General features: G+C 67.7%; 22 protein-coding genes, 1 tRNA gene and 1 riboswitch. Of the genes, 11 read left to right on the top strand and 12 right to left on the bottom strand.

Features of this window, described 5'->3' with window-relative positions; translation table 11 throughout:
- Positions 1-184 precede the first annotated feature (184 nt).
- On the top strand, positions 185-610 hold the full coding sequence (locus tag ACFV15_RS33060) for a cupin domain-containing protein (protein ID WP_378355314.1): 426 nt from the start codon (positions 185-187) through the stop codon (positions 608-610).
- Position 611: 1 nt separating this feature from the next.
- On the opposite strand, the gene ACFV15_RS33055 is transcribed toward ACFV15_RS33060, so the two are convergent.
- Positions 612-1034 carry a hypothetical protein gene (locus ACFV15_RS33055; protein ID WP_378355313.1) on the bottom strand — a complete coding sequence of 141 codons (423 nt, stop codon included), beginning with the start codon at positions 1032-1034 and terminating at the stop codon, positions 612-614.
- A 21-nt stretch (positions 1035-1055) separates the two neighbouring features.
- On the bottom strand, positions 1056-1787 hold the full coding sequence (locus ACFV15_RS33050; protein WP_378355311.1) for an aldehyde dehydrogenase family protein: 732 nt from the start codon (positions 1785-1787) through the stop codon (positions 1056-1058).
- Between the two features lie 73 nt (positions 1788-1860).
- Positions 1861-2004, bottom strand: a riboswitch (cobalamin riboswitch).
- Positions 2005-2102: 98 nt separating this feature from the next.
- Here ACFV15_RS33050 and cobF point away from each other — a divergent pair.
- Entirely contained in the window at positions 2103-2852 is a 750-nt protein-coding gene (cobF, locus tag ACFV15_RS33045; protein ID WP_378355310.1) for a precorrin-6A synthase (deacetylating), read from the top strand.
- Between the two features lie 261 nt (positions 2853-3113).
- On the opposite strand, the gene ACFV15_RS33040 is transcribed toward cobF, so the two are convergent.
- Positions 3114-3926: a PhzF family phenazine biosynthesis protein gene (locus ACFV15_RS33040; protein ID WP_378355308.1), complete on the bottom strand. Its 813-nt coding sequence runs from the start codon at positions 3924-3926 to the stop codon at positions 3114-3116.
- Between the two features lie 49 nt (positions 3927-3975).
- On the opposite strand from ACFV15_RS33040, the gene ACFV15_RS33035 reads away from it, so the two are divergent.
- The 3 genes from ACFV15_RS33035 to ACFV15_RS33025 all read left to right on the top strand — a co-directional run bounded on the left by ACFV15_RS33035 (position 3976) and on the right by ACFV15_RS33025 (position 6334).
- The gene (locus ACFV15_RS33035; protein WP_378355307.1) at positions 3976-4872 is read left to right on the top strand and encodes a LysR family transcriptional regulator; all 897 of its coding nucleotides are present in this window, start codon (positions 3976-3978) and stop codon (positions 4870-4872) included.
- 81 nt (positions 4873-4953) lie between these two features.
- Positions 4954-5436: a hypothetical protein gene (locus tag ACFV15_RS33030; protein WP_378355305.1), complete on the top strand. Its 483-nt coding sequence runs from the start codon at positions 4954-4956 to the stop codon at positions 5434-5436.
- 391 nt (positions 5437-5827) lie between these two features.
- Positions 5828-6334, top strand: coding sequence for a GNAT family N-acetyltransferase (locus tag ACFV15_RS33025; RefSeq protein WP_378355303.1), 507 nt, complete (start codon positions 5828-5830; stop codon positions 6332-6334).
- Here the strand turns inward: ACFV15_RS33025 and ACFV15_RS33020 are convergent.
- Both ACFV15_RS33020 and ACFV15_RS33015 read right to left on the bottom strand, forming a co-directional pair.
- Positions 6315-7379, bottom strand: a complete 1065-nt coding sequence (locus tag ACFV15_RS33020) for a hypothetical protein (RefSeq protein WP_378355301.1) — start codon at positions 7377-7379, stop codon at positions 6315-6317. The two genes, ACFV15_RS33025 and ACFV15_RS33020, sit on opposite strands and share 20 nt — an antisense overlap.
- A 92-nt stretch (positions 7380-7471) precedes the next feature.
- Positions 7472-8554: a helix-turn-helix domain-containing protein gene (locus tag ACFV15_RS33015; protein ID WP_378355300.1), complete on the bottom strand. Its 1083-nt coding sequence runs from the start codon at positions 8552-8554 to the stop codon at positions 7472-7474.
- 254 nt (positions 8555-8808) lie between these two features.
- On the opposite strand from ACFV15_RS33015, the gene ACFV15_RS33010 reads away from it, so the two are divergent.
- Positions 8809-9450, top strand: coding sequence for a hypothetical protein (locus ACFV15_RS33010; RefSeq protein WP_378355298.1), 642 nt, complete (start codon positions 8809-8811; stop codon positions 9448-9450).
- Positions 9451-9521: 71 nt separating this feature from the next.
- Here the strand turns inward: ACFV15_RS33010 and ACFV15_RS33005 are convergent.
- The 3 genes from ACFV15_RS33005 to ACFV15_RS32995 form a co-directional block, all read right to left on the bottom strand.
- Positions 9522-9593, bottom strand: a tRNA-Val gene (locus ACFV15_RS33005).
- A gap of 42 nt (positions 9594-9635) precedes the next feature.
- The gene (locus tag ACFV15_RS33000; RefSeq protein ID WP_378355296.1) at positions 9636-10097 is read right to left on the bottom strand and encodes a peroxiredoxin; all 462 of its coding nucleotides are present in this window, start codon (positions 10095-10097) and stop codon (positions 9636-9638) included.
- Positions 10098-10170: 73 nt separating this feature from the next.
- Positions 10171-10599, bottom strand: coding sequence for a DUF3052 domain-containing protein (locus ACFV15_RS32995; RefSeq protein ID WP_370950381.1), 429 nt, complete (start codon positions 10597-10599; stop codon positions 10171-10173).
- A gap of 417 nt (positions 10600-11016) precedes the next feature.
- Between ACFV15_RS32995 and aceE the strand changes: the two genes are divergently transcribed.
- The 4 genes from aceE (at position 11017) to ACFV15_RS32975 (ending at position 17220) form a co-directional block, all read left to right on the top strand.
- On the top strand, positions 11017-13812 hold the full coding sequence (gene aceE, locus ACFV15_RS32990; protein ID WP_378355295.1) for a pyruvate dehydrogenase (acetyl-transferring), homodimeric type: 2796 nt from the start codon (positions 11017-11019) through the stop codon (positions 13810-13812).
- Positions 13813-13882: 70 nt separating this feature from the next.
- The gene (locus ACFV15_RS32985) at positions 13883-15094 is read left to right on the top strand and encodes an alpha-hydroxy-acid oxidizing protein (RefSeq protein WP_378355293.1); all 1212 of its coding nucleotides are present in this window, start codon (positions 13883-13885) and stop codon (positions 15092-15094) included.
- Between the two features lie 70 nt (positions 15095-15164).
- Entirely contained in the window at positions 15165-15578 is a 414-nt protein-coding gene (locus ACFV15_RS32980; RefSeq protein ID WP_378355291.1) for a DUF3592 domain-containing protein, read from the top strand.
- Between the two features lie 79 nt (positions 15579-15657).
- Positions 15658-17220 (top strand): L-lactate permease, encoded by a 1563-nt coding sequence (locus ACFV15_RS32975; protein WP_378355289.1) that lies wholly within the window; start codon positions 15658-15660, stop codon positions 17218-17220.
- On the opposite strand, the gene ACFV15_RS32970 is transcribed toward ACFV15_RS32975, so the two are convergent.
- From ACFV15_RS32970 to ACFV15_RS32955, 4 genes are all read right to left on the bottom strand, one after another.
- A complete protein-coding gene (locus ACFV15_RS32970; RefSeq protein WP_378355288.1) occupies positions 17201-17839 on the bottom strand; it encodes a nicotinamide riboside transporter PnuC in 639 nt (212 codons plus the stop codon). The two genes, ACFV15_RS32975 and ACFV15_RS32970, sit on opposite strands and share 20 nt — an antisense overlap.
- A 167-nt stretch (positions 17840-18006) precedes the next feature.
- Positions 18007-18774 carry a hypothetical protein gene (locus ACFV15_RS32965; RefSeq protein ID WP_378355286.1) on the bottom strand — a complete coding sequence of 256 codons (768 nt, stop codon included), beginning with the start codon at positions 18772-18774 and terminating at the stop codon, positions 18007-18009.
- Between the two features lie 626 nt (positions 18775-19400).
- Positions 19401-20606 (bottom strand): ABC transporter permease, encoded by a 1206-nt coding sequence (locus ACFV15_RS32960; RefSeq protein ID WP_378355285.1) that lies wholly within the window; start codon positions 20604-20606, stop codon positions 19401-19403.
- Positions 20603-21499, bottom strand: coding sequence for an ABC transporter ATP-binding protein (locus tag ACFV15_RS32955; RefSeq protein WP_378355284.1), 897 nt, complete (start codon positions 21497-21499; stop codon positions 20603-20605). The genes ACFV15_RS32960 and ACFV15_RS32955 overlap by 4 nt, the downstream gene beginning before the upstream one ends.
- A gap of 125 nt (positions 21500-21624) precedes the next feature.
- Between ACFV15_RS32955 and ACFV15_RS32950 the strand changes: the two genes are divergently transcribed.
- Positions 21625-22839 carry a helix-turn-helix domain-containing protein gene (locus tag ACFV15_RS32950; RefSeq protein ID WP_378355282.1) on the top strand — a complete coding sequence of 405 codons (1215 nt, stop codon included), beginning with the start codon at positions 21625-21627 and terminating at the stop codon, positions 22837-22839.
- The last annotated feature ends 72 nt before the right edge of the window (positions 22840-22911 follow it).

The raw sequence follows: 22911 nt of genomic DNA, 5'->3' as shown, positions 1-22911 counted from the left end.
CAAGCCACGCCGCCACGCCGAGAACCCAACACCACAAGCAAGATCAACTTAAGCTACGTGGCATTGGGTTAGAACCGGCCGTACCACTCACGACCCGATCGACCATTAGATCTCGCCCCTTTGGCCATGGATCGGCTGCGCGTTTGCCGATAACCTCCGAGCCGTCTACTCGAAGGGGATCACCATGCGCAACTCAGTCCGAGGCATTCTCGCCGGCGCGGCCGTACTGGGCGCGCTGCTGGTCCCTGCCACCGCCGAGGCCACGCCCAGCTCAGGCGTGACCGGTGTCATCCTCTCGAAAACCACCCTCGGCAAGACCGACTACATCCTGCGCGAGATCACCATCCAGCCCGGCGGCGGCACCGGCTGGCACTACCACGACGGCACGCTCTACGCCTTCGTCAAGGCGGGCACGCTGACCCACAACGACGCCGACTGCGTCACCGAGGACGTGTACCGCACCGGCTCCACGTTCCCGGAGCACCCCGACCTTGTCCACATCGGACGCAACCTCGGCACCACGCCGGTGGTGCTCGACGTGCTTTACGTACTGCCGACCGGAAGCCCGCTCTCGGAGGACGCGCCCAACCCCGGCTGCGACTTCCAATAGCCTACGTATTCAGATCCCACGCCGGGTCGTCGTGGAACCGGATCAGCACCTCTTCGTAGCCGAGCAGTGTGCTGCCTCCGGTATCGAGGATGCCTTCCAGCCCTGGCAACAGATCCCGCAGCAACGTCCGCGCCCCCGTGCCTTCGTCGTAGCCGAGCAGCACCGCCTGGAACTGCCCGAGCAGCTGCGCGAACTGGGCCGTCTCGGCTTCCTTGTACTCGGCGAGCACCTCGCCTGAGACGTCCACGTCGAAGACGCAGTCTTCTCGTTGCAGGCGGGAAAGTTCCGGCTCGTACAGGCCGACTTCGCCGAGCCTGCAGATGAGCTCGAGGTGGCTCTCGAGCTCGCTGACCAGCACGACGGCCGGGCGAGTGCCGCCGCGTTTCCTGGCGGGGCGGCGCTTGGGCCGCGTCAGCTCAGGCATGACCGTCTACAAGGGAATCGTTCATCGGGAACCTGCCGAACGGCGGAAGTCGGGACGGTAGACGGCGGCCAGGCGTTCGACCACCGGGTCTGGGGCGCGGTCGGCGAACTGGGCCACCAGTGAGGTGGCCATCTGCGCCTCGGTGGCCGGGCCGGTACCCGCGCCGACGAGGGCGCCGACCACCTCGTCGGTGTCGGGCTCCGGCACTGGTACGAGATGACTGCGGGTGCCGTGGAAGCACTGCGCCGTCTTGCCGTACGCGAGCGCCGTCGCCTGCACGGACTCGGCGACGGCCGAAGGTCCCACGAAACCGATCGCGTCGACACGGGGGTGCGCGATGAGCGCGTCGATGGCCTCGCGGTCACCATTGATGACATTGAAGACGCCGGGCGGCAGGCCCGCGTCGAGGAACGTGGTCGCGAGGCGCAACGCGATCGACGGGTCGCGCTCGGATGGCTTGAGCACGAACGAGTTGCCGCAGGCGATCGCGGGCGCGGCGTTCCAGACCGGGACCATCACCGGGCAGCCGTCGAGTTCGTCACTGACACGCTCCAGAAAATCCATCAGCCCCCGCAGTCGCCGGTCCGGTTGCCACAGCGCCCACTCGTCCTGCGCCGCGACCGCCACTTCGACGGCGTAGCCGACCTCACGCTTGCCGGCGAGCGGGACGCGGATGCCGGGCAGTTCGCAGAACCGCCCCGATGTCCCGAAAACCGGCTTGCCGCCGATGAAATGGAACAGTTCGTCACTCACCTGACCCACCCTGGTCGCAGGGAGGTTTTCCTCGCAGGGCGAAGAGACATTCGTGCCAGCTCCATCCTCGTGGACAACACGTCGAGCCCACGGCCGGCGATCTGGCTTCCGGTTCGGCGCGCGCAAAACCGGTCACAGTGGCGGGACCGCGCCGGTTTCGCACCGGCTTCCCCGGGAATCCGTGGGCCTTCATTTCACCCTAGGGCGGCAATTCCGCGCCTGTCGAGGCCGCGAACCCGGTTTACGGGGTGGCCGCGACCATCCCAGGGGACCCCTAACCTGACACACCCTGGCCCGCCAAGGCAGACTCTCGGCGTGCGCAAGCTCTATGTGATCGGTATCGGGGCCGGCGACCCCGAGCACCTGACGGTCCAGGCGATCAACCGGCTGAACGAGGTCGACGTCTTCTTCGTGCTGGACAAGGGCAAGGAGAAGGCCGACCTGGTGCGCCTGCGCCACGAGATCCTCGACCGGTACGTGACCAGGCCGTACCGGCTGGCCGAGGCGAAGGACCCCGAACGCGACCGCACGCCCGCCGACTACGAGGCGGAAGTCAAGGCGTGGCACGGACGGCGCGTCGATGTCTACGACCGGCTCATCACCGGGGAGCTGCGCGAGAACGAGGTGGGCGCGTTCCTCGTCTGGGGTGATCCCGCGCTCTACGACAGCACGATCACCCTCTTGAACGCCGTACAGGAGCGGGGAACCGCGTTCGACTACACCGTGATTCCGGGCGTCAGCAGCGTTTCCGTGCTGGCGGCCCAGCACAGGACGACGTTCAACCGCATCGGCACCGCCGTGCAGATCACCACCGGGCGGCGGCTCGCCGACGGCTGGCCGGACGGCGCGGACGATGTGCTCGTCATGCTCGACGCGCACTGCACGTTCACCCGGTTCACCGGCGAGGACATGGACATCTTCTGGGGCGCCTACCTCGGCACGCCCGACGAGCTCGTCGTGTCCGGACGGCTCGCGGACGTCGCCGAGGAGATCGTGGCACTGCGTTCGCGGGCACGCGAGCGCAAAGGCTGGATCATGGACACCTACCTGTTGCGCCGCAATTAGTGAGGGGAAAGTCAAACGTGGCGTCTCGTCTGGTCGTCGCCGGGAAGTGGCGGTTCGCTCGGCTCGCCCAGACCAGTGAGGTAACGGTGCTCCCGACCGTCTGCCAGGCACCGAAGACTCTCGCGCTCGTCGTGGCGCGATGGCGTTGCGGCGTTGGACGACGCAAAGCCATCACACCAGCCTTCGATGCCGCAGCCAGCGCACTTGGTGAGGGAGGCCCTCACCAAGCCGGCCCAGAGCACGCCACCTTTGCCCTTCCACTCAATGGATCCGGACGGCGTTGCCTGTGACACGGACACCCGGCCGGTCGTCGACCTCGACGGTCAGCACGCTCGGCCGTCCCATGTCTTCCCCTTGCAGCACCGTGAAACGACCGCTTTCGAGCCTGCCGATCTTCCGCAGGTAGCCACCGAAGGCGGCAGCCGCCGCACCGGTCGCGGCGTCCTCGACGACCCCGCCTGGCGGGAACGGATCGCGGGCGTGGAACACCTCGGCGGACTCGGCCCAGGCCAGGTGCACCGTGGTCCACCCGCCGCGGCTCATCACGTCGCCGAGCGACTCGAAGTCGTAGTCGAGCTTCGCGAGCCGCTCGCGCGTGCCCGCGGCCAGCACGAGGTGCTCGTTCCCGGCGAACGCGACATGCGGCGGGAACGCCGGGTCGAGGTCGGCGCGGTCCCAGCGGAGCGCGGCGAGCACCTCGTCGAGTTCGGTGTCCGTCGCGGGCCGCGAGCGGGTCGGGGCACTGGTGAGCGTCGCGGTCACCCTGCCGTCCACGACGGCCGTCTCGACGGCGATCTCGCCCGCGTTGGTCTGGAACTTCATCGGGCCCACGCCGAAGCGCTCGGCGAGCGCGACGGCGGTGGCGATCGTGGCGTGGCCGCAGAAGTCGACCTCGGCCAGCGGGCTGAAGTAGCGGAGGCGGTCGTCGTCGACGAACGCGGTCTCGGAGTAGCCGATCTCGGCGGCGATGCGGAGCATCTCGTCGTCGCCGAGGTGGCCGGCGCCGAGCACGACACCCGCGGGGTTGCCGCCGTGCGGGTCGGTGGTGAAGGCGGAGTAGCGCAGCAGTTCCATGGCTTCGATGATGGTACGGCGAAGCCATCGAAGCCAACGATGATTCTCTATGGACTCCATCGGTAAGCTCGATACCGTGGACACCCGGCTGATCTCGACCTTCACCACGCTCGCGCGGACCGGCAGCTTCACCGCGGCCGCCGCCGAGCTGCATCTCGCCCAATCGACCGTCACCGCGCACATCCAGACGCTGGAACGGGAGCTGCGCGCCCGCCTCATCGACCGCCTGCCGTCCGGCGCAGCGCTCACCGAGACAGGCCGCCGCGCACTGGAGCGGGCCCAGCTGCTGCTCGACGCCGAGGCCGCACTGCGCGCCGAAGCCGCGTCCGACGGCCCGATCGAAGGCGAGGTGACCGTCGGCGCGACCGAGTCGCTCTGCGCCTACCTGCTGCCCGGCGCGATCGCCGCACTGCACGCGAGCCACCCGGGCGTTGACGTGCGGCTGACACCCTCGGGGACCGCCGGCACGGTCGAGCGGCTGCGCGACGGACGGATCTCGGTCGGGCTGATCCTCGAACCGGCGCTGCGGGCCTCCGATCTCGTGATCCGGAAAGCAGGCGCGCTCGATCTCGGGTTCGCCTGCGCGCCGGACCACACACTGGCCGGGCGCAAGGCGGGCTGGGCCGAACTCGCGAAGCACCGGTGGTTCCTGCTCGAGGAGGGCTGCACGTACAGCGACGACGTCGCCCGCGAACTCGCGGCGGGCGAGCACCCGCAGATCACGCGGCTCGGCAGCGTCGAAGCGGTGCGCGCGTGCGTCGCGGCGGGACTGGGTCTCTCGCTGCTGCCGGCGTTCGCGCTCGCGGGCCGCGGCCTCGCCGAGTTCCAGGCGCCGCGCATCCGGCCGAACGCGATCCTGCTGGCGCGGCATGCCCGGCGCTCCCCCAGCCTGGCCCAGCAGGCGGTGCTGGACGAGCTGGCGAAGGCGGCCGCCCTGCTGAATTGAACACGTTCAGAAAATCCTTGCCCCCAGGGTTTGCCCGGCGCTATCTTGAACGTGTTCAAAAAGCGCGACCTTGGGGGAATCATGCATGCGCGAATCTGGATGTCGACGCTGGTCGCGGCCACACTGACCGCCTGCGCCCCGGCAGGCGACACGCCGCCGCCGCCCGCACCACCGCCGTCGAAATCGACGTACGTCTACGTGTCACCCAGCCGGATCTGGCACGGCAAGGTGAATGAACTCTGCGGGCCCGCCGCGACGAGGATCGCGAAGGCGGCCACCCTTCCCGACCGCCTCGACGCACTGGTCGCCTGGATCTTCGACGTGGAACGCGTCGAAATCCCCGACCGGGTCGACTACGCCCCCGAATTCGTCGCCCACCTGCGTGAGTTCAAGGAGTCGGCTCAGCTCCACTCGCTGATGCTCCGGGGTGATGACCTCACCGTCTACGGCGGAACAGGGAAATCGCCGGAGCAGATCGTCGAAGAAGTTCTCGTCCCGTTGCGCGAGGAGATCACCAAGTACGCGCGCGAGCTGGACATGCCCGCCTGCCAGAACCTGTTCTGAGGTAACGAATGGATCACACGCGAACCCGGAAAACCTCGCTGCCAGGCCAGATCGGCTCGGCGTGACGACGGGCGATGTTGATCACCCGTTTGCCATGGATCTCCGCGTATCTGTGTCAGGGAAACGGCGTCCTGATTCATGTGCGCCCCGCGGCGCCGCGTGAAACGGGGTCGGGCCTGCCGAGGGGGCAGACCCGGCCCCTTTCGCGTTCTCGCTACTCCGCTCGGCCGTGGCGGAACTCGTCCGGCACCGGGGTTTCGTCTCCGCCACATAGTGGAATCCGGGCCCTTGACTACGTCTCTAGGGGATTATCAGACGTATGCAGTAATGACTAGGGTCGACAAACCAGCCCGGTTGCCGACCACGAAGAGCCAGAGCGGAGAATCCCCGCGTGACCCACCGCAACCAGATCCGTCTCGCGCAGGATCGTGACGTCGACGCGCTGGTCGAGGTGCTGGGCGACCGCGAGTTCGTCAAGGACCGCCTGGACCGCCAAGCGCTCGGCCTGGGGAAGCTGCTGACCATCTGGTCCGGCGACGTGCTGCTCGGCTCGATGTACATCTGGCTCGAAGCCGCCGAGGAGCCGGAGCTGCGGAAGCTGCTGCCAGGGGTGCCCCTGTTCACCCGGATCGAGGTGCTCGAGGGCTACCGCGGCAGGGGCATCGGCACCCAGCTGATCAGCGCGGGCGAGGATCTGCTGCGCGAAGCCGGGTACGACACCGTGGCGCTGGCGGTCGAGGTCACCAACTTCCGCGCGGAACTGCTCTACAAACGGCTCTACTTCGACGAATGGGACCACGGCCAGATCACCTGCGAAGGCATCGAGGTGCTCGAGGACGGCCGCCGCAAGTCCTACGACGAGACCTGCCGGATCATGGTCAAAAAACTCGAGGACTGATCGGCACGTACTCGCCGCGGTGCTGCAGGCCCAGTTCGGCCAGCACCTTCGCGGGATGCAGCCCGGTCGGCGCCTGCGCGAGATGCCGACGCCACCGGCGGCGGTCGAGCGACAGCGCCGCGAGATAGTCCAGGCAGAGCTCGGCGGTGACCAGCAGGCTGCGGATGTGCGCGGCCTTGAGCGCGGCGAGCACCCGTTCCCGCTCGGCGTCCGGCCCGCCCATCGACTCGACCCTGGCGACGATCTCCCTGATGAAGGTGCGGCGCCTGGTCAGGAACGCCCGCCAGTACCGCAGATCCGTTTCGAGCGGCCGATGATCGTCGAGCCGCGCGAAAACACCTTCCGCGAGCGCGTCGCCGAATTCCTCCGAACGCGCCCTTTCGGTGTCGAGAAATGGGTCGTACGGCCCCTGCACCGCGGTGCCGACGACACCCGACGGACGTAATCCGTGATCGTCGAGCAGGAAGAACCAGTCCTCGTTGTAGATATCCGGAAAGAACGATTCGAATGATTCCGCGGAGATCGCGAGCGCGCCGCCGCCGATGAACATTTCCTGCGAGCCGCCGGAGTAGCGGTTCGCGTGACAGACCACCGAGTTGTCGGGGAACCCGGTGATCGAAAGGCCCACATTGGCGTAACGGTCGAGCAACCGAACGGCGTCCGTGAGATCGGCCATCCGGGGGATGAAGATGTCGTCGTCGAGGAACACGACCCGTTGCCAGCCCAGCGAACGCGCCAGCAGCAGGCCGAGATTGCGCTTGAGGCCGGTGTCCGTCGACCTGGCGAACCGGGTTTCGCGCAGCAGCCGGGTGGTGTGGAACTCGGGCAGCAGCCCGTCCGGCAGCAGGCCGACGTCGACGGAGATCAGCTCGACGCCTGCGGCCACCGCGAGTTCGGCGGTGCGCACGGCGGAGGCGCGCTTGCTGCAGAGCACGACAAGTGTGCAGTTCAACCGGGCGGCCGCGGCGACAGCGGTGTGCATCTGCTCGGGAAAACGCGCGGTGGGGACGATGATCGCGTCGACTCTTGCTGCGCCGGTCGGCACGGAGCCCCTGCGGTTGAGGAGAGGGAGGTGGGATCCTTGGTGGTGGGAGCGGGGCGCGAAGCCCGTGTCTCCCGGCGTGACCAAGGTCTGATTCACAACGGCTCCTCCGACCACTCGTGCAGCCGTACCTTCGGATCGGTCCAGTCTGGCGCGACGGGCCTGCCGTTCACCACGGACACACGACTGAGGATACTGATGCTTCTCCGCCCCGCGAAGCGCCTTTCGATGTACGCCTGGTTCCGCCTGCTGAACAACGGGTCGGTCAGCGCGCGGACGGCACCCAGCGTGCCACGCCCGTACATGCCGTTGCAGATGGTGACGGTCAGCGCGGAATTGAACGGGCTAGGCCCGTGGTAGAAATGCGCGACGTCGTCGACGAGAATGGTCTTGCCGTCGACCTCCTGCAAATGTGGTACGAAATTCTTCTTTTCACCTCCTTCGTTGATCTCGAAATGTCCTGATTCCGAATGTTCCGGCCGCAGTTCCTGCCGCAGCGGCAGCCGCAGCCGCCGCAGCAGGTCGCGGGTCAGCGCGTTCCAGTCCACGCCGCCCAGCGAGATCAGGTGAATGGCCGGATAGTCGGCGCTGCCGAGCTCGGACGCCAGCCGGTACCGGACGTCGGCGCCGGGGTTGAGCGCGCGGACATGCCCGTACAGCTCGAGCAGCGCGTCCGGGTCGGCGTAGGTGTACAGCCGCACGTAGTCGGGGTCGTCGACGTTGGCGTACGGGAAGCCCTTGAGCAGCTCGGCGGGCAGCTGCGAGCAGACGATGGTGATCGGCTTGCCGTCGTCGAAGCGCAGCAGGTTGCCGCCCTCCGCCGAGGCCTCGACGGGCTCGGTGGTGGCGGCCGTGCGCAGCCCGGTCAGCTCGGCCAGGAGGTCGCCCCGCGCGGCCCGCTCTTCCTCGGTCAGCTGGCGGACGTCGAGCAGCTGGTACGGCTCTCCCGCGACCGACCGCTCGGTGGCGAAGAAGGTCGCGTACGCCTCCAGCCGGTGCACCGGCGGTGGCTTGGGCGTGGTGGTGCTCTCCCACGAGGAGATCGAGGCGACACTCACCGAGCGCCTGGCCGAGAGCGCCTCGGCCAGCTGCCCCTGGGTGATGACGCACCGGGGCCACTTCTGCTCCCGCAGCTCCTTGAGCCGCCGGGCGAGCATGAGCCTCGGTTCCTCATACACCTGCACGGCACCAGGCCTTCCAGTTGACTTCAGTTTAGCTTGCTGAAGATCGGGGTATACAGGGTGAATCGGCTCGTGTACACGGAATGTTACGACAAGGCCTCAATCCGGCCATGGCACGGCAAGGCGGCATGAGGGCCTGGTCACTGGCATTGTCGAGGTCACCTTCAGCCTCTACTCTGAAGCCTAGCGAATTTCGTGGAGTTTCAGCAAATTTCAGCTTTGACGGCGGTCGAGGGGAATCGAGGGTCGCCATGAACCGTCACCAGATCTTGCCGAGGCACCGCACGATTCTCGTGCTCGACATCGAAGGCTCCACCAGCCGCACGGACACGGCCAAGGCCAGGCTGCGCGCTTCCATGTACGCGATCCTGGAAGAAGCACTGCGCTCCAGCGGGATAGCCGCCGAGCACCACGATCCGCCCGCCGACCGCGGCGACGGCGCGCTGATACTGGTCCACCCGGTCGACGAGGCCCCGAAGACGCTGCTCCTCAACCGCGTGATCCCGCGCCTGGCCGAGCAACTCACCCTGCAGGACCCCGAACACAGCTTCCGGCTGCGCGTCGTCCTGCACGCCGGCGAGGTCAACTACGACTCACAGGGCTGCTTCGGCGAGGCGCTGGACATCGCCTTCCGCCTGCTCGACGCCCCCGAGGTCAAACGCAAGCTCCGCACGATCGACGCCCCGCTGATACTGGTCGTCTCGCACGACATCTACCAATCGGTGATCCGCCACGGCTACGAGGGCATAGACCACAAGTCCTTCGAGCCCTCGGTGAAGGTCCGCGTCGCCGGAGCCCGCCACCGAGGCTGGCTCCACATCCCGGATTCCCGCCTGGTGCCCGAACCTCGGACGCCCGTCAGCGCGACCGAGATCGAACCGACCTGGGCCTGACGGGCAAAGGGCTCGTGAGTGGTATCGCCGGTTCTAACCGGCCAAAACACTCACGACCCTGAGCCAGGGAGTGGGCGCAGTAGGGATCGAACCTACGACCGCTCGGGTGTAAACCGAGTGCTCTCCCGCTGAGCTATGCGCCCTAGACCGGTGACGCCCCGGGAGGCGTCACCGCAAAGCCGGACTCAGGCGAGTTCGGCGACGGCCTTCTTCCACGAGCCCTGGTCGCGCGCCTCACCGGGCGCGTTGACCTCGGCGAAGCGGACGACGCCGTCCTTGTCGATCAGGAAGGTGCCACGGACCGCGAGGCCGGCGTTCTCGTTGAAGACGCCGTACGCCTTGGCGACCTCGCCGTGCGGCCAGAAGTCGGACAGCAGCGGGAACTGGTAGCCCTGCTGCTCCGCCCACGCCTTGAGCGAGAACGGGGTGTCGACGGAGACGCCGAGCACCTGCACGCCCTGGCCGTCGTAGTCGGCGAACTCGTCACGCAGCTGGCACAGCTCGCCGGTGCAGATCCCGCTGAACGCGAACGGGTAGAACACCAGCAGCACCGGCTTGTCACCCTGGAAGGACGACAGCTTCACCGGCTGCTTGTTGTAGTCGTTGAGCGTGAAGTCCGGGGCTTGCGTACCGACCTCGACGGCCATGCCTCTGTAGTCCTCTCACCGCGTCGAACCGAGCCTGCGGGACAACCCTATCGTGTCGCCCGCAGGGCCCGGTTCAGCGCTTGGTCTTGGACTTCGGCGGTACGAGCTTCGTGCCGGCCCAGCCGGCGGCGACGCTGATGTTGGCCGTCTGTGAGAGCCCCACAGTGGGCACCGCTTCCGCGATTTCGCTTGGCTGGACGTGCCCGGGCTGTCCCGTCTTCGGGGTCAGCACCCAGACCACGCCGTTCTCGTTCAAGAGGCCCCGGACTTCGAGCAGCGCGTCTCCGAGATCACCGTCGTCGTCACGCCACCACAGCAGCACCACGTCGATGACCTCTTGGGCATCCTCGTCGAGGATGTCAGCGCCGATCGTTTCCTCGATCGCCGAGCGGACGTCCTCATCGACGTCCTCGTCCCAGCCGATCTCCTGGACCACCATGTCCGGCTTGATCCCAAGCCTTTCGGCGACGCTGTTCTGATCAGCGTCTCCCGCGGCGACCACTGTTTTCACTCCTCCAACTTACGACGGAGTGTGGCGGCTACCGCCTGCCGGATCGGCCTGCGGACCACCACACTCGGGTACACGATGCGACTAGCGAACACTGGTGAGGGCTCGCGCGCAACCGTCCACACCGGATCGGCAACAACTCGTGTCGCAGGGTACGGCCCTTACCACCCCCTCCGCGACGGCAATTCCGGCGTTCAGGGGCCCCTGCCGTGGATCGCCGCGCACGGGCGTCGCATAGGGTGAGTACAAGTCGCGCGCGCGATACAACCATCCAGTGGTGGTGTCGCGTCCGGGTCGCGCAACGTTACCGGGCAGTAGCGGTGACGGAAGCGGGATTTGCGACGACGATGGCAGGGATAGATCGCTGCTAGGCAGACCGACAGAGCACAAACCATTTGGCGAGGAGATCCCTTGGCCCCGCAGAACGACGGCGCCCCCAGCACGGAGGCCCCGGCACGCGTCCGAGTCATCCGTGACGGGTTGGCGGCGCACCTGCCCGACATCGACCCGGAGGAGACCGCCGAATGGCTGGACTCCTTCGACGAGGCGCTCGCAAGGGGAGGTCAGCAGCGTGCGCGGTACCTGATGCTGCGCGTCCTGGAGCGAGCCAGGGAGCGCAACGTCGGTGTTCCGCCGCTGACCGCGACGGACTACGTCAACACGATCCCCACCGAGAACGAGCCATGGTTCCCCGGTGACGAGGAGATCGAGCGCCGCTACCGCGCCTACATCCGCTGGAACGCGGCGATCATGGTGCACCGCGCGCAGCGCCCCGGTATCGGTGTCGGCGGCCACATTTCGACGTACGCCTCTTCCGCGGCGCTCTACGAGGTCGGTTTCAACCACTTCTTCCGCGGCAAGGACCACTCCGGTGGCGGCGACCAGATCTACATCCAGGGTCACGCCTCCCCCGGCATCTACGCCCGCGCGTTCCTCGAGGGCCGCCTGAGCGAGCAGCAACTCGACGGATTCCGCCAGGAGTTCTCGCATGCCGGCGAGGGCGGCGGCCTGCCGTCGTACCCGCACCCGCGGCTGATGCCGGACTTCTGGGAGAACCCGACGGTGTCCATGGGCCTCGGCCCGATGAACGCGATCTACCAGGCGCGGTTCAACCGCTACCTGCGCGACCGCGGCATCAAGGACACCAACGACCAGCACGTCTGGGCGTTCCTCGGCGACGGCGAGATGGACGAGCCCGAATCGCGCGGCCTGATCCACGTCGCGGCCGGTGAGGGCCTCGACAACCTGACCTTCGTGATCAACTGCAACCTGCAGCGGCTCGACGGCCCGGTGCGCGGCAACGGCAAGATCATCCAGGAGCTGGAGTCGTACTTCCGCGGCGCGGGCTGGAACGTGATCAAGGTCATCTGGGGCCGCGAGTGGGACAACCTGCTGCACGGCGACCGCGACGGCGCGCTCATCAACCTGATGAACACCACGCCCGACGGTGACTTCCAGACCTACAAGGCCAACGACGGCGCGTTCGTCCGCGAGCACTTCTTCGGCCGCGACCCGCGGGCGAAGGACCTCGTCAAGGACCTCACCGACGCCGAGATCTGGAACCTCAAGCGCGGCGGCCACGACTACCGCAAGGTGTACGCGGCGTACAAGGCCTCGCTGGAGCACCACGGCCAGCCGACGGTGATCCTCGCGCACACGATCAAGGGCTACGGCCTCGGTTCGTCGTTCGAGGGCCGCAACGCCACGCACCAGATGAAGAAGCTCACGCTCGACGACCTCAAGCTGTTCCGCGACGCCCAGCGCATCCCGATCAGCGACGAGGAGCTCGAGAAGAACCCGAAGCTGCCGCCGTACTACCACCCCGGCAAGAACTCGCCGGAGATCGAGTACATGATCGGGCGCCGCCGCACGCTGGGCGGTTTCCTGCCCGAGCGCCGCGCCGCGCGCGCGAAGGCGCTCGTGCTGCCCGGCGACAAGGTCTACGAAGGCATCCGCAAGGGTTCCGGCAAGCAGGAGGTCGCCACCACCATGGCGATCGTCCGGCTCATCCGCGAGCTGGCGAAGGACTCCGAGATCGGCAAGCGGATCGTCCCGATCATCCCGGACGAGGCACGCACCTTCGGCCTCGACTCGATGTTCCCGACCGCCAAGATCTACAACCCGCACGGCCAGACGTACACCTCGGTCGACGCGAGCCTGATGCTGGCGTACAAGGAGTCCGAGAAGGGCGTCATCCTCCACGAGGGCATCAACGAGGCCGGTTCGACGGCGTCGTTCACCGCCGTGGGCACGTCGTACGCGACGCACGGCGAGCCGATGATCCCGATCTACATCTTCTACTCGATGTTCGGGTTCCAGCGGACCGGTGACGGCATCTACGCGGCCGCCGACCAGATGGCACGCGGGTTCATCCTCGGCGCCACCGCGGGCCGCACCACGCTGACGGGCGAAGGCCTGCAGCACGCCGACGGCCACTCGCTGCTCCTCGCGGCGACGAACCCGGCGATCGTGGCGTACGACGCGTCGTTCTCGTTCGAGATCGCGCACATCGTCCGCGACGGCCTGCACCGCATGTACGGCGACACCGGGCCGGACGGCAACGGCGAGAACGTCATGTACTACATGACCATCTACAACGAGCCGTACCAGCAGCCAGCCGAGCCGGCGAACCTCGACGTGGACGGCCTGCTCAAGGGCCTGTACCGCTACGCAGAGGCTCCGGCGGGCAGCGGCCCGGAGGCGCAGATCCTCGTCTCCGGCGTCACCATGCCGGACGCGCTCAAGGCGCGGAAGCTGCTCGAGGACGAGTGGGGCGTGCGCGCGGCCGTGTGGTCGGCGACGTCGTGGACCGAGCTGCGCCGCGAGGCCGTGGCGATCGACCACGACAACCTGCTCTACCCGGGCAGCGAGGCACGCGTGCCGTACGTGACCCAGGCGCTCTCCGGCACCGAAGGCCCGGTCGTGGCCGTTTCGGACTGGATGCGCGCGGTGCCGGACCTGATCCGCCCGTGGGTGCCGAACGACATGCTCACCCTCGGCACGGACGGGTTCGGCTTCTCCGACACCCGCCCGGCGGCACGGCGCAAGTTCCTGGTCGACGCCCAGTCGATCGTGGTCGGCACGCTGTCCGCGCTGGCCAAGCAGGGCAAGGTCGACCAGTCGAAGGTGGTCGAGGCGGCGCAGAAGTACCGCATCGACGACGTCTCGGCGGCCGGTCCGCAGACCTCGGACTCGGGTTCCGCGTAAATAAGTGCTAGAAAGGACCCGGCAGACATCGGATGTCTGCCGGGTCCTTTCATATTCGGGAGATGATCGTGTGACGAAACGCCGCCTGCCCAAGCCGAGCGAGCTGAAGCAGATCCTTCGCCCGAAGCCGATCGTGCTCAACCCGACCGAGCGCCGCCTCGCCGGCGCGCACACCATCGCCGACCTGCGGACACTCGCCCGCAAGCGCACGCCGCGCGCGGCCTTCGACTACACCGACGGCGCCGCCGAGCTCGAAGACAGCCTGCGCCGCGCCCGCCAGGCCTTCCGCAGCGTGGAATTCCACCCCAACGTGCTGCGCGGAGTGTCCGATGTGGACACCAGCGTGGAGATTCTCGGCAAGCGCTCGGCGCTGCCGTTCGCCTTCGCGCCCACCGGTTTCACGCGCATGATGAACCACGAGGGCGAATGCGCCGTCGCCCGCGTCGCCCAGCGCAACGACATCCCGTTCTCGCTCTCGACGATGGCGACCACCTCGATCGAGGACGCCGCCGCGGCCGCGCCCGAGGCCCGCAAGTGGTTCCAGCTCTACGTCTGGCGCGACCACGGCGCCGGCGAAGATCTGATGAATCGCGCCTGGGAGGCAGGCTACGACACGCTGCTGCTGACCGTGGACACCCCGGTCGCGGGCGCGCGCCTGCGCGATGTGCGCAATGGTCTGACCATTCCGCCCGCACTGACCTTGAAGACCTTCCTCGACGGCGCGACCCACCCGGCGTGGTGGTTCAACCTGCTGACCACGGAGCCGCTGACCTTCGCTTCTTTGAGTCACTTCGACGGCACGGTCGCCGAGCTGCTGAACAAGCTCTTCGACCCGACGCTGAACTTCGACGACCTCGACTGGGTCCGCGCGACCTGGCCGGGCAAGCTGGTGGTCAAGGGCATCCAGAACGTCTCCGACGCCCGTGACGTGGTCAAGCACGGCGCCGACGCGGTGCTCCTGTCCAACCACGGCGGCCGCCAGCTCGACCGCGCCCCGACCCCGATCGAGCTGCTCACCCCCACGCTCGACGAGGTGGGCGACGACGCCGAGGTCTGGGTCGACACCGGCATCCTCTCCGGCGGCGACATCGTCGCGGCCATGGCCCGTGGCGCAAGCGCTTGCCTCATCGGCAGGGCGTTCCTGTATGGCCTGATGGCGGGCGGCGAACGCGGCGTCCAGCGCACGGTCGACATCCTGCGCGCCGAGCTGGTCCGGACCATGCAGCTGCTGGGCGTGCGGACGATCGCCGACCTCCGGCCAACCCACGCCACGATCCGCTAGCGCGGCTTGAGCTCCTGCGATGAAACTGGGGCGGAAAGACGGACAAGACGGTTGGAGATACTGGCCAGCCGTGCTCAGCCTGGCGGTCTTCATCGGCGGGATCCTGGGTTTCGTGCTCCTCGCCGGAGCCGCGGACAACCTGCTCACCACCGGATCCCGCACCACAGGTGTCGTGGAAAGCGTGCACAGCCCCACCAAGGGAGCACGCTCGATACAGGTCCAGTACACCGTCGAAGGCCGGTCGTACCACGCCGAGATCGAGACCATCGGCCGGACATACCGGTTGTCGGACAACGTCACCGTGGTCTACGACCCGGCCGATCCCGAGCTTGTCCGCACAGCCGAAGATCCGAACTCGAATCACTTTCTGATGATGGTGTGCGTCGTGACGATCCTGGTTTCGCTCCTGTTCTTGATGGCTTCGCTGATCGCGGCACGGCAGCCCCAGCCCAGCCCGAAGTTCTTGGGTGAGACGGAAGCTTGACGAAGCGGCGGGGTTGTGAGGAAGATCTCGGCCACGCAGTGAAAGGGTGTTTTCGCATCGTGGAAACGGGGACCCGGTCATGTTCGTGCAGGAACTCGCGCCGCTAGGCAGCCTCGGCTGGTCCGCGCTCGTCGCCGTGCTGCCGCTGGCCACCGTGCTGGTGTTGCTCGGCGTCGTACGGATGAAAGCGCATTGGGCGGCGCTGATCGGGCTGGCGGTCGCGCTCGCCGCCGGGATCATCGTGTTCGGGATGCCGGTCGGGCAGGCGATCTCGGGGGCGTTCTCTGGCGCCGCGTTCGGGTTGTGGCCGATCATGTGGATCGTCGTCAACGCGCTGTGGATCTACCGGTTGACCGTGCGGACCGGGCATTTCGACGTGCTGCGGCGCAGTTTCGCGAACGTCTCCGACGATCAGCGGATCCAGGCGCTGATCGTGGCTTTCTGTTTCGGTGCCTTGATGGAAGCGCTTGCAGGATTCGGGGCTCCGGTGGCGATCAGCGCGGTCATGTTGGTGGCGCTGGGTTTCAGCCCGGTCAAGGCCGCCGTCGTGGCGCTCGTGGCGAACACCGCGCCGGTCGCGTTCGGCGCGATGGGGACGCCCGTGGTCACGCTCGCGCAGGTCACCGGCCTGCCGCTGGACCAGGTTTCGTCCATCGTCGGACGGCAGACGCCGTTGCTGGCGTTGTTCGTGCCGCTGCTGCTGGTCGTGATCGTCGACGGCAAGCGTGGGCTGAAGGAGACCTGGCTGCCCGCGCTGGTCTGCGGGATCGCGTTCGGGGTCGTGCAGTTCGCGGTGTCGAACTTCGTTTCGGCGCAGCTCGCCGACATCGGCGCCGCGCTCGCGGGTGCGGCCGCGCTGGTGCTGGTCGTCGGCGTGCGCAGGCGCCGGGAAAGCACGGACGACCGCAAGGACGTCGTCAAGGCGTACGTGCCGTACGCCTTGATCATCGTGATCTTCTCGCTCGCGCAGGTGCCGCCGATCAAGAAGATGCTCGACCAGGCGACCTGGAAGTTCCACTGGCCGTTCCTCAACGTGGCCGCGCCGAACGGGAAACCCGTGTCCGGCAACAGTTTCACCTTCACGCTGCTGAGCACCGGCGGCACGCTCGTGCTGATCGCGGGTGTCATCACGGCCGTGTTCCTCGGCGTCTCGCTCAAGGACACCGCGCGGGAATGGCTCGCGACGATCAAGGAGCTGCGGTTCGCGATCCTGACCGTGATGGGCGTGCTCGCGCTGGCGTACGTGATGAACCTGTCCGGCCAGACCGCGACCATCGGCAACCTGATCGCCGGCGCCGGCGCGGCGCTCGCGTTCTTCTCACCCGTGCTCGGCTGGCTCGGCGTCGCCGTCTCCGGCTCGGACACCTCGGCGAACGCCCTGTTCGGCGCGCTGCAGGTGACCGCGGCGAACAAGACCGGGTTGCCGGCGGATCTGCTGGCGGCGGCGAACAGCTCGGGCGGCGTGCTCGGCAAGATGATCTCGCCGCAGAACCTGACCATCGCGTGCGTCGCGGCGAGCCTGCCCGGTGAGGAAGGCATGCTGCTGCGGAAGGTCTTGCCGTGGAGTATCGGGCTTCTGCTGCTGATGTGCCTGATCGTGGCCGGTCAGGCGAGCCCGGTGCTCAGCTGGATGCTGCCGTGACCGCGCGCCCGGCGGCGACCCGCTGGGCCGAGCGGTTCCAGCTCCACCAGCCGTGCACGACCAGCGCGGCGAAGATGAGGTAGACGGTCGCCGAGAACCAGAGCCCCGACTTGATCTGCAGCGGCACACCGATCGCGTCGACCACCAGCCACACCAGCCAGAATTCGACGAGCCCCGCGCCCTGCGCCCCGAAGGCGACCAGCGTCCCGACGAAGATCGCGGCGTCCGGCCACGGCGCCCACGACGCGTCGAGCGAGTCCAGCACCAGCGCCATCGCGGTGGTGCCGACGGCGAACGCGCCGATCATGACCAGGCGTTCGGTCCAGCTGCCCTGGCGCACGACCACGCCGTACACCGGGTCCTGGCGCCGTGACCACGCCCACCAGCCGTACAGCGAGATCAGCAGGATCGCGACCTGCCTGCTGGCGAGGCCGCCGAGGTGCGCGGAGACGTAGACGGCGAACAGCAGCACGGTGGCGCCGACCTGCACCGGCCAGGTCCACAGCGTGCGGCGTTGCGCGAGGAAGACGACGGCGAGCGCGCACAGCTGGCCGAGCAGCTCGGCGATCGAGATCCACTGACCCAGCACCGTGAAGCCGTGTTGCAGCAAGAAACCCACGCCAGCGCCCCTTCCGTCTCCCCAGTCCAACATGCTCCTGGGGCAGGGCATTCCCTAGCAAGTGTGAGCGGCCGAACATCCCCGATCGCCCCAATGCGTCCTTCGGCACCTGCCAGGTGCCGAAGGACGCATTGGGGCGGGGCTTGGCGCCTTCCTCGTACGCCAGGTCAGCGGGGCCCGGGGCGCGCCATGCCTGCGGGCGGCGTCGGGGTGTCCATGCCGTTCGAGATGGGCTCGGAGGTGCGCGCGGCGGGCGTGGTGTGGTCGCTGGTGCTCAGCTGCCCCTGGACGTTCGCCATCCAGCCGTCCCAGCGCTGCTGCGCGGGCTTGATCAGGCCGCCGCCGAAGCCGACGACGATCACGCCGCCGATCGTGGCGAGCACCGTGACCAGCACCGGCATGGTGACCGTGGTCGCGATCTGGACCTGGTTCAGCGCGGCGATGATGCCGAACGCCATGATCAGCCAGTACGCCATGGTGCCGACGAGACGGCCTGCCGGGCGGCCTGACAGCGCACCCGTGACGGCGCCTCGGACGACCTTCGCGATCGCGGCGGCGACGATCAGCAGCACCACCGCGACGGCGATCTTCGGCAGGAACGCGATCACGTCATTGAGCAGCTGGCTCACCGGATTCGACGGCCCGAAAACGCCGAACGCCAGCTGCAGCGCGATCAGCAGAATGAAGTAGTAGACCAGCTTCGAGATGATGCCGGTGGCGTCGACGTTCGAATTCTTGAGCATTCCGGTGAGCCCGGTCTTCTCGACCAGTTTGCCGAATCCGAGCTTTCCGAGAACCATGCTCAGGCCTTTGGCCACCGCTTTCGCAATGAGCCAGCCGATCAACAACACGATCAGGAAACCGAAGAGTTTGGGCACGAACGTGGCGACCAGGCTCCACGCCTGGCCGAGCCCCTCCTTCAGCTGATCTCCCATGACTTCCTCCTCGGTCGACGGTGAAATTCCGTACGGGGAGAAGCGTTGATCAGCACCAGACGCCCGGCAACTCAGGTCCACGATTGGGTGAGACGGGTGGCGAGGAAGATCGCCGCGACCCATACTTGGACTACCGGTGGGGACCGGGGAGACGAGGCCGCCCGGCGTAGCGAAAACGCTCGCCGGGCGGCCTCGAGACATTTCTGGGGCAAAAGGTACATGACGGCCAGCATTTCCGGGTTAGCCCTAGGGCCGGGTGAGCGAGTGGAAGCTTTGCTTCATCCAACGCAGCAAAGCTTCCACTCGTTCACCCGAGCCAAGGGCGCCTCGCATACGGGGTCGTGAGTGGCACAGCCGGTTCTAACCGGCCACAACACTCACGACCCAGGCCTACCAACTCGCGCCGTGAAGGCCCCTTCGCCCGGCTGGAACTCCCAAGACCTAAGCGCTCCTTGACCTCCCCATCAAAGGTCCACAATGGACGCAAGTGCGACCGTTTCATGCCTAAATGTCGCTTTTGCGTACCCTCTCACCTCGGGTTGCCCGGGTTCAGACGACGCGAACGCCACTTTCGCAACGTTGAACGTTTGCGAAAGTGGCGTTCGCGTGAACGGCCCGGCGAGTCCTTACGGGGCCTTCAGCGCGTCGCGCAGTTTCACTTTGGCGCCCGTGCGCATGACGGCGCCGGAGTACATCCGCCCGGCGAACCAGATCAGCGCCGGAATCGTGGCCAGCACCAGCACCACCGAAAGCGCGGCCTCCCACACCGGCACCCCGCCCATCGCCAGGCGCATCGGCATCAGCGTCGGCGAGAACATCGGGATCATCGAGAGCACCTCGACGAACCCGCTGCCCGGGTTGGACGGCAGCACCGTCGCGCCGACGATGTACCCGGCGATCACGAAGGTCAGCGCGGGTGCCACCGCGCCGCCGACGTCCTCCTGCCGTGAGACCAGCGCGCCGAGCCCGGCGAACACGATCGCGTACATGAAGAAGCCGAGCAGGAACCAGGCGATCAGCCAGACCACGATGCCCAGCGCGGCCGAGACGGACAGCGTCAGCACCCCGGCAGCCAGTGCCGCGACGACGCCGAGCCCGCCGATCAGCACCATTTGGATGAGCCCGACCACGCCGATCCCGAGCACCTTGCCCGCCATCAGCTGCCATGGCCGGATGGTCGCCAGCAGCAGTTCGACGACCCGGCTGGTCTTCTCCTCGACCACGCCCTGCGCCACGATCTGGCCGTTGATCATCAGCGAGATGTAGATCAGCAGCCCCGCGATGTAGCCGAGCACGAGCTGCTCGCCGCTGTAGTCGAACGGTTTCTCCATCGGCAGCACGTCGACCGACGCGGTCGCGACCGCCGCCTGCACCTTCGCCGCGTCACCACCCTGCGCGTCGATCTCCTGCTTCAGCGCCACCTGCCCGGCGAGCACGGTGAGCGCGTTCTTCAGCTTGCCGTCGAGATCCTTCTTCACCACGACACGCAACTTCGTCGCATCGCCGACAAGGAGCGCGTCGAGCGAGCCGTCGGCGACCTTGGCGCGGCCCGCGGCCTCGTCCGCGACCTGGCTGGTCTCGAGTTTTTCGCCGATCGCCTGCGCGCTGGCCTGCAAGGGCGCGGCGAGCGGGGCGGTCGGGCCGACGACGCCGACGGTCGTGCCGCCGGAGGAACCGATCAGCTTCGCGACGAACACCCCGCCGACGATCAGCACGAGCATCGCGATCGTGGAGAGGCGATACGCCTTCGAGCGCAGCCTGACGCCGATTTCCCGTGATGCGACCAGCCGGACGGCGGCGGCCGGGCCGAGCCGGACATCCATGTCGGTCATGCGGGCACCTCTTCGGTCACGACGTTGCGGAACAGTTCGGTCAGCGACGGCAGCCTGCGCGCGAACTCGTGCACCGGGCCGGTCGCCAGCGCGGCCTTGAGCACCAGCTGGTCGTCGGCGCCGTCCAGAAGTTCGAGCTCGGTGGTCTCGCCATACGCCTTGACCTTGATGCCGGGCAGCCCGTCGGCCCAGCCATGCGGTGCGCGCGGCGCGTGGACGCTGAGCCCGACGGCGCCACCGGCCCGGAGCTCGGCGACCGTGCCCGTCTCGACCATCTGTCCACTTCGGACGATGCCGACCCGGTCACACAGCCGCTCGACCAGCTCGAGCTGATGACTGGAGAAAACCACCGGCACGCCTTCGTCGGCCTTTTCCCGCAGCACCTGGCTCATCACGTCGACCGCGACCGGGTCGAGCCCGGAAAACGGCTCGTCGAGCACCAGAATGCTCGGATCGTGCACGAGCGCGGCCGCGAGTTGCACGCGCTGCTGGTTTCCGAGGCTCAGTTTCTGCACCTCGTCATCGCGCCGTGACGCCACGCCGAGCCGTTCGGTCCACGTTTCCACCGAACGCCGGGCCGCCGAAGCCGACATACCGTGCAACCGCGCGAGATAGACGAGCTGCTCGGCGACCTTCATCCGCGGATACAGCCCGCGTTCCTCCGGCATGTAGCCGATATGCCTGCGCGTTTCGAGCGTGATCGGCTTCGATTGCCAGCGCACCTCGCCGCCGTCGCTGCTCAGCACGCCGAGCGCGATCCGCATGGTGGTGGTCTTGCCCGCGCCGTTGCTGCCGACGAAACCGAACAACTCCCCCGGTCGGACGTCGAAACTCATCTCGCGCAGCGCGACGAAATCGCCATATCGCTTCGTGATGGCGTCGATTTCCAGCATGGTCACTCCCCTCTGTTTCTCGGGTCGAGCGTAGGGAGGAACGACGCGGCCCGCCTACCGACAAAGGTTGACGATGGCCACGACCGGAGTTGCGGATCGGCGGCGGGAAGTAGGATCGCCTGACCATGGCAGAAGCGATCACGAAACGACGACCACCGCGGCATCACGGCCTGTCCGCCAAGACACTCCGGCAGCTCGAACGTGCCACCGGCAGGCTCGCGTCGGCGAGTATCGCCGCCATGGAGGCACGGCTGCCGTGGTTCGGCAGGCTGACCGCGGACCAGCGCGCGAGCGTGCTGTTGATCACCCAGGCGGGTGCCGCGGGCTTCGTCGCCTGGCTTCGTGACTCCAAGGAAGCCCTGAAGCTCACCACCGAGGCGTTCCGCGACGCGCCCGCCGAACTGTCGCGCTGGATCAGCCTGCGCCAGGCCGTCGGCCTGGTCCGCCTCGCCATCGAGGTCTTCGAGGAGGAGCTGCCCGAGTTCGCCGTGAACGAGGCGGAACGGGCCGCGCTCATCGAGGGAATCCTGCGTTATGGCAGGGAAATCGCCTTCGCCGCCGCCAACTCCTACGCCGCGGCCGCCGAGGCGCGCGGGGCATGGGACGCCCGGCTGGAGGCGCTGGTCGTCGACGGCATCGTCCGTGGCGACGCCGAGGAGTCGGTGCTCTCCCGCGCCGCCGCGCTCGGCTGGGACCCGAGCCTCAAGGCCACCGTGCTGGTCGGCACGCCGCCGTCGGACGACCCGCCCGCGGTCGTGTTCGAAGTGCGCAGCCGCGCCGCCCGCGTCAGCCGGTCGGTGCTGCTCTCGGTACAGGGCTCGCGCCTGGTGGTGGTCGTCGGCGGCCCGACCGACGGCACCCAGAAGGACCGTGAGGCACTCGGCAAGCTCTCGCTCGCGTTCGCAGATGGCCCAGTGGTCGCCGGGCCGACCGTGCCGAGCCTGGCCGAGGCGCATCACAGTGCCGCCGAAGCGCTCTCGGGTCTGCGCGCGATCGTCGGCTGGCCTGCGGCCCCGCGCCCCGCGCGCTCGTCGGAACTCTTGCCGGAGCGGGCTTTGTCCGGCGACGCGGAGGCGGAGCGCCGCCTGATCGAGGAGATCGCCAGGCCGTTGGAAGAGGCCGGGCCGACGCTGCTGACCACAGTGGAGACCTACCTGGAGAGCGGTGGCGTGCTGGAAACCTGTGCGCGCGAGCTGTTCGTCCACCCGAACACCGTGCGGTACCGCCTGAAGAAGGCTTCGGAGCTCACCGGCCGCAACCCGGCCGAACCGCGCGACGCATTGGTACTGCGCATAGCGCTCACCGTCGGGCGTTTGGCAAGAGCCAGAGGCATATGGTGACGGCGGTAACTCGGTGGCTACCCTGAGGTGACGCACTTCACGGGCAATTCTGCGTGAACCCGACAAGGCACT

Origin of the sequence: Amycolatopsis sp. NPDC059657, assembly GCF_042734395.1 — a bacterium.
Lineage (GTDB): Bacteria > Actinomycetota > Actinomycetes > Mycobacteriales > Pseudonocardiaceae > Amycolatopsis.
The sequence above is the reverse complement of the archived record's forward strand: the minus strand, read 5'-3'. Positions and strand labels throughout refer to the sequence as shown.

Bases quoted from the DNA above. Each gene is read 5' to 3' on its own strand.
- ACFV15_RS33060 (WP_378355314.1), top strand. From the start codon at position 185: ATGCGCAACTCAGTCCGAGGCATTCTCGCCGGCGCGGCCGTACTGGGC.
- ACFV15_RS33055 (WP_378355313.1), bottom strand. From the start codon at position 1,034: ATGCCTGAGCTGACGCGGCCCAAGCGCCGCCCCGCCAGGAAACGCGGC.
- ACFV15_RS33040 (WP_378355308.1), bottom strand. From the start codon at position 3,926: ATGGAACTGCTGCGCTACTCCGCCTTCACCACCGACCCGCACGGCGGC.
- ACFV15_RS33035 (WP_378355307.1), top strand. From the start codon at position 3,976: ATGGACTCCATCGGTAAGCTCGATACCGTGGACACCCGGCTGATCTCG.
- ACFV15_RS33030 (WP_378355305.1), top strand. From the start codon at position 4,954: ATGCATGCGCGAATCTGGATGTCGACGCTGGTCGCGGCCACACTGACC.
- ACFV15_RS33010 (WP_378355298.1), top strand. From the start codon at position 8,809: ATGAACCGTCACCAGATCTTGCCGAGGCACCGCACGATTCTCGTGCTC.
- ACFV15_RS33000 (WP_378355296.1), bottom strand. From the start codon at position 10,097: ATGGCCGTCGAGGTCGGTACGCAAGCCCCGGACTTCACGCTCAACGAC.
- ACFV15_RS32975 (WP_378355289.1), top strand. From the start codon at position 15,658: ATGTTCGTGCAGGAACTCGCGCCGCTAGGCAGCCTCGGCTGGTCCGCG.
- ACFV15_RS32965 (WP_378355286.1), bottom strand. From the start codon at position 18,774: ATGGGAGATCAGCTGAAGGAGGGGCTCGGCCAGGCGTGGAGCCTGGTC.
- ACFV15_RS32960 (WP_378355285.1), bottom strand. From the start codon at position 20,606: ATGACCGACATGGATGTCCGGCTCGGCCCGGCCGCCGCCGTCCGGCTG.
- ACFV15_RS32955 (WP_378355284.1), bottom strand. From the start codon at position 21,499: ATGCTGGAAATCGACGCCATCACGAAGCGATATGGCGATTTCGTCGCG.
- ACFV15_RS32950 (WP_378355282.1), top strand. From the start codon at position 21,625: ATGGCAGAAGCGATCACGAAACGACGACCACCGCGGCATCACGGCCTG.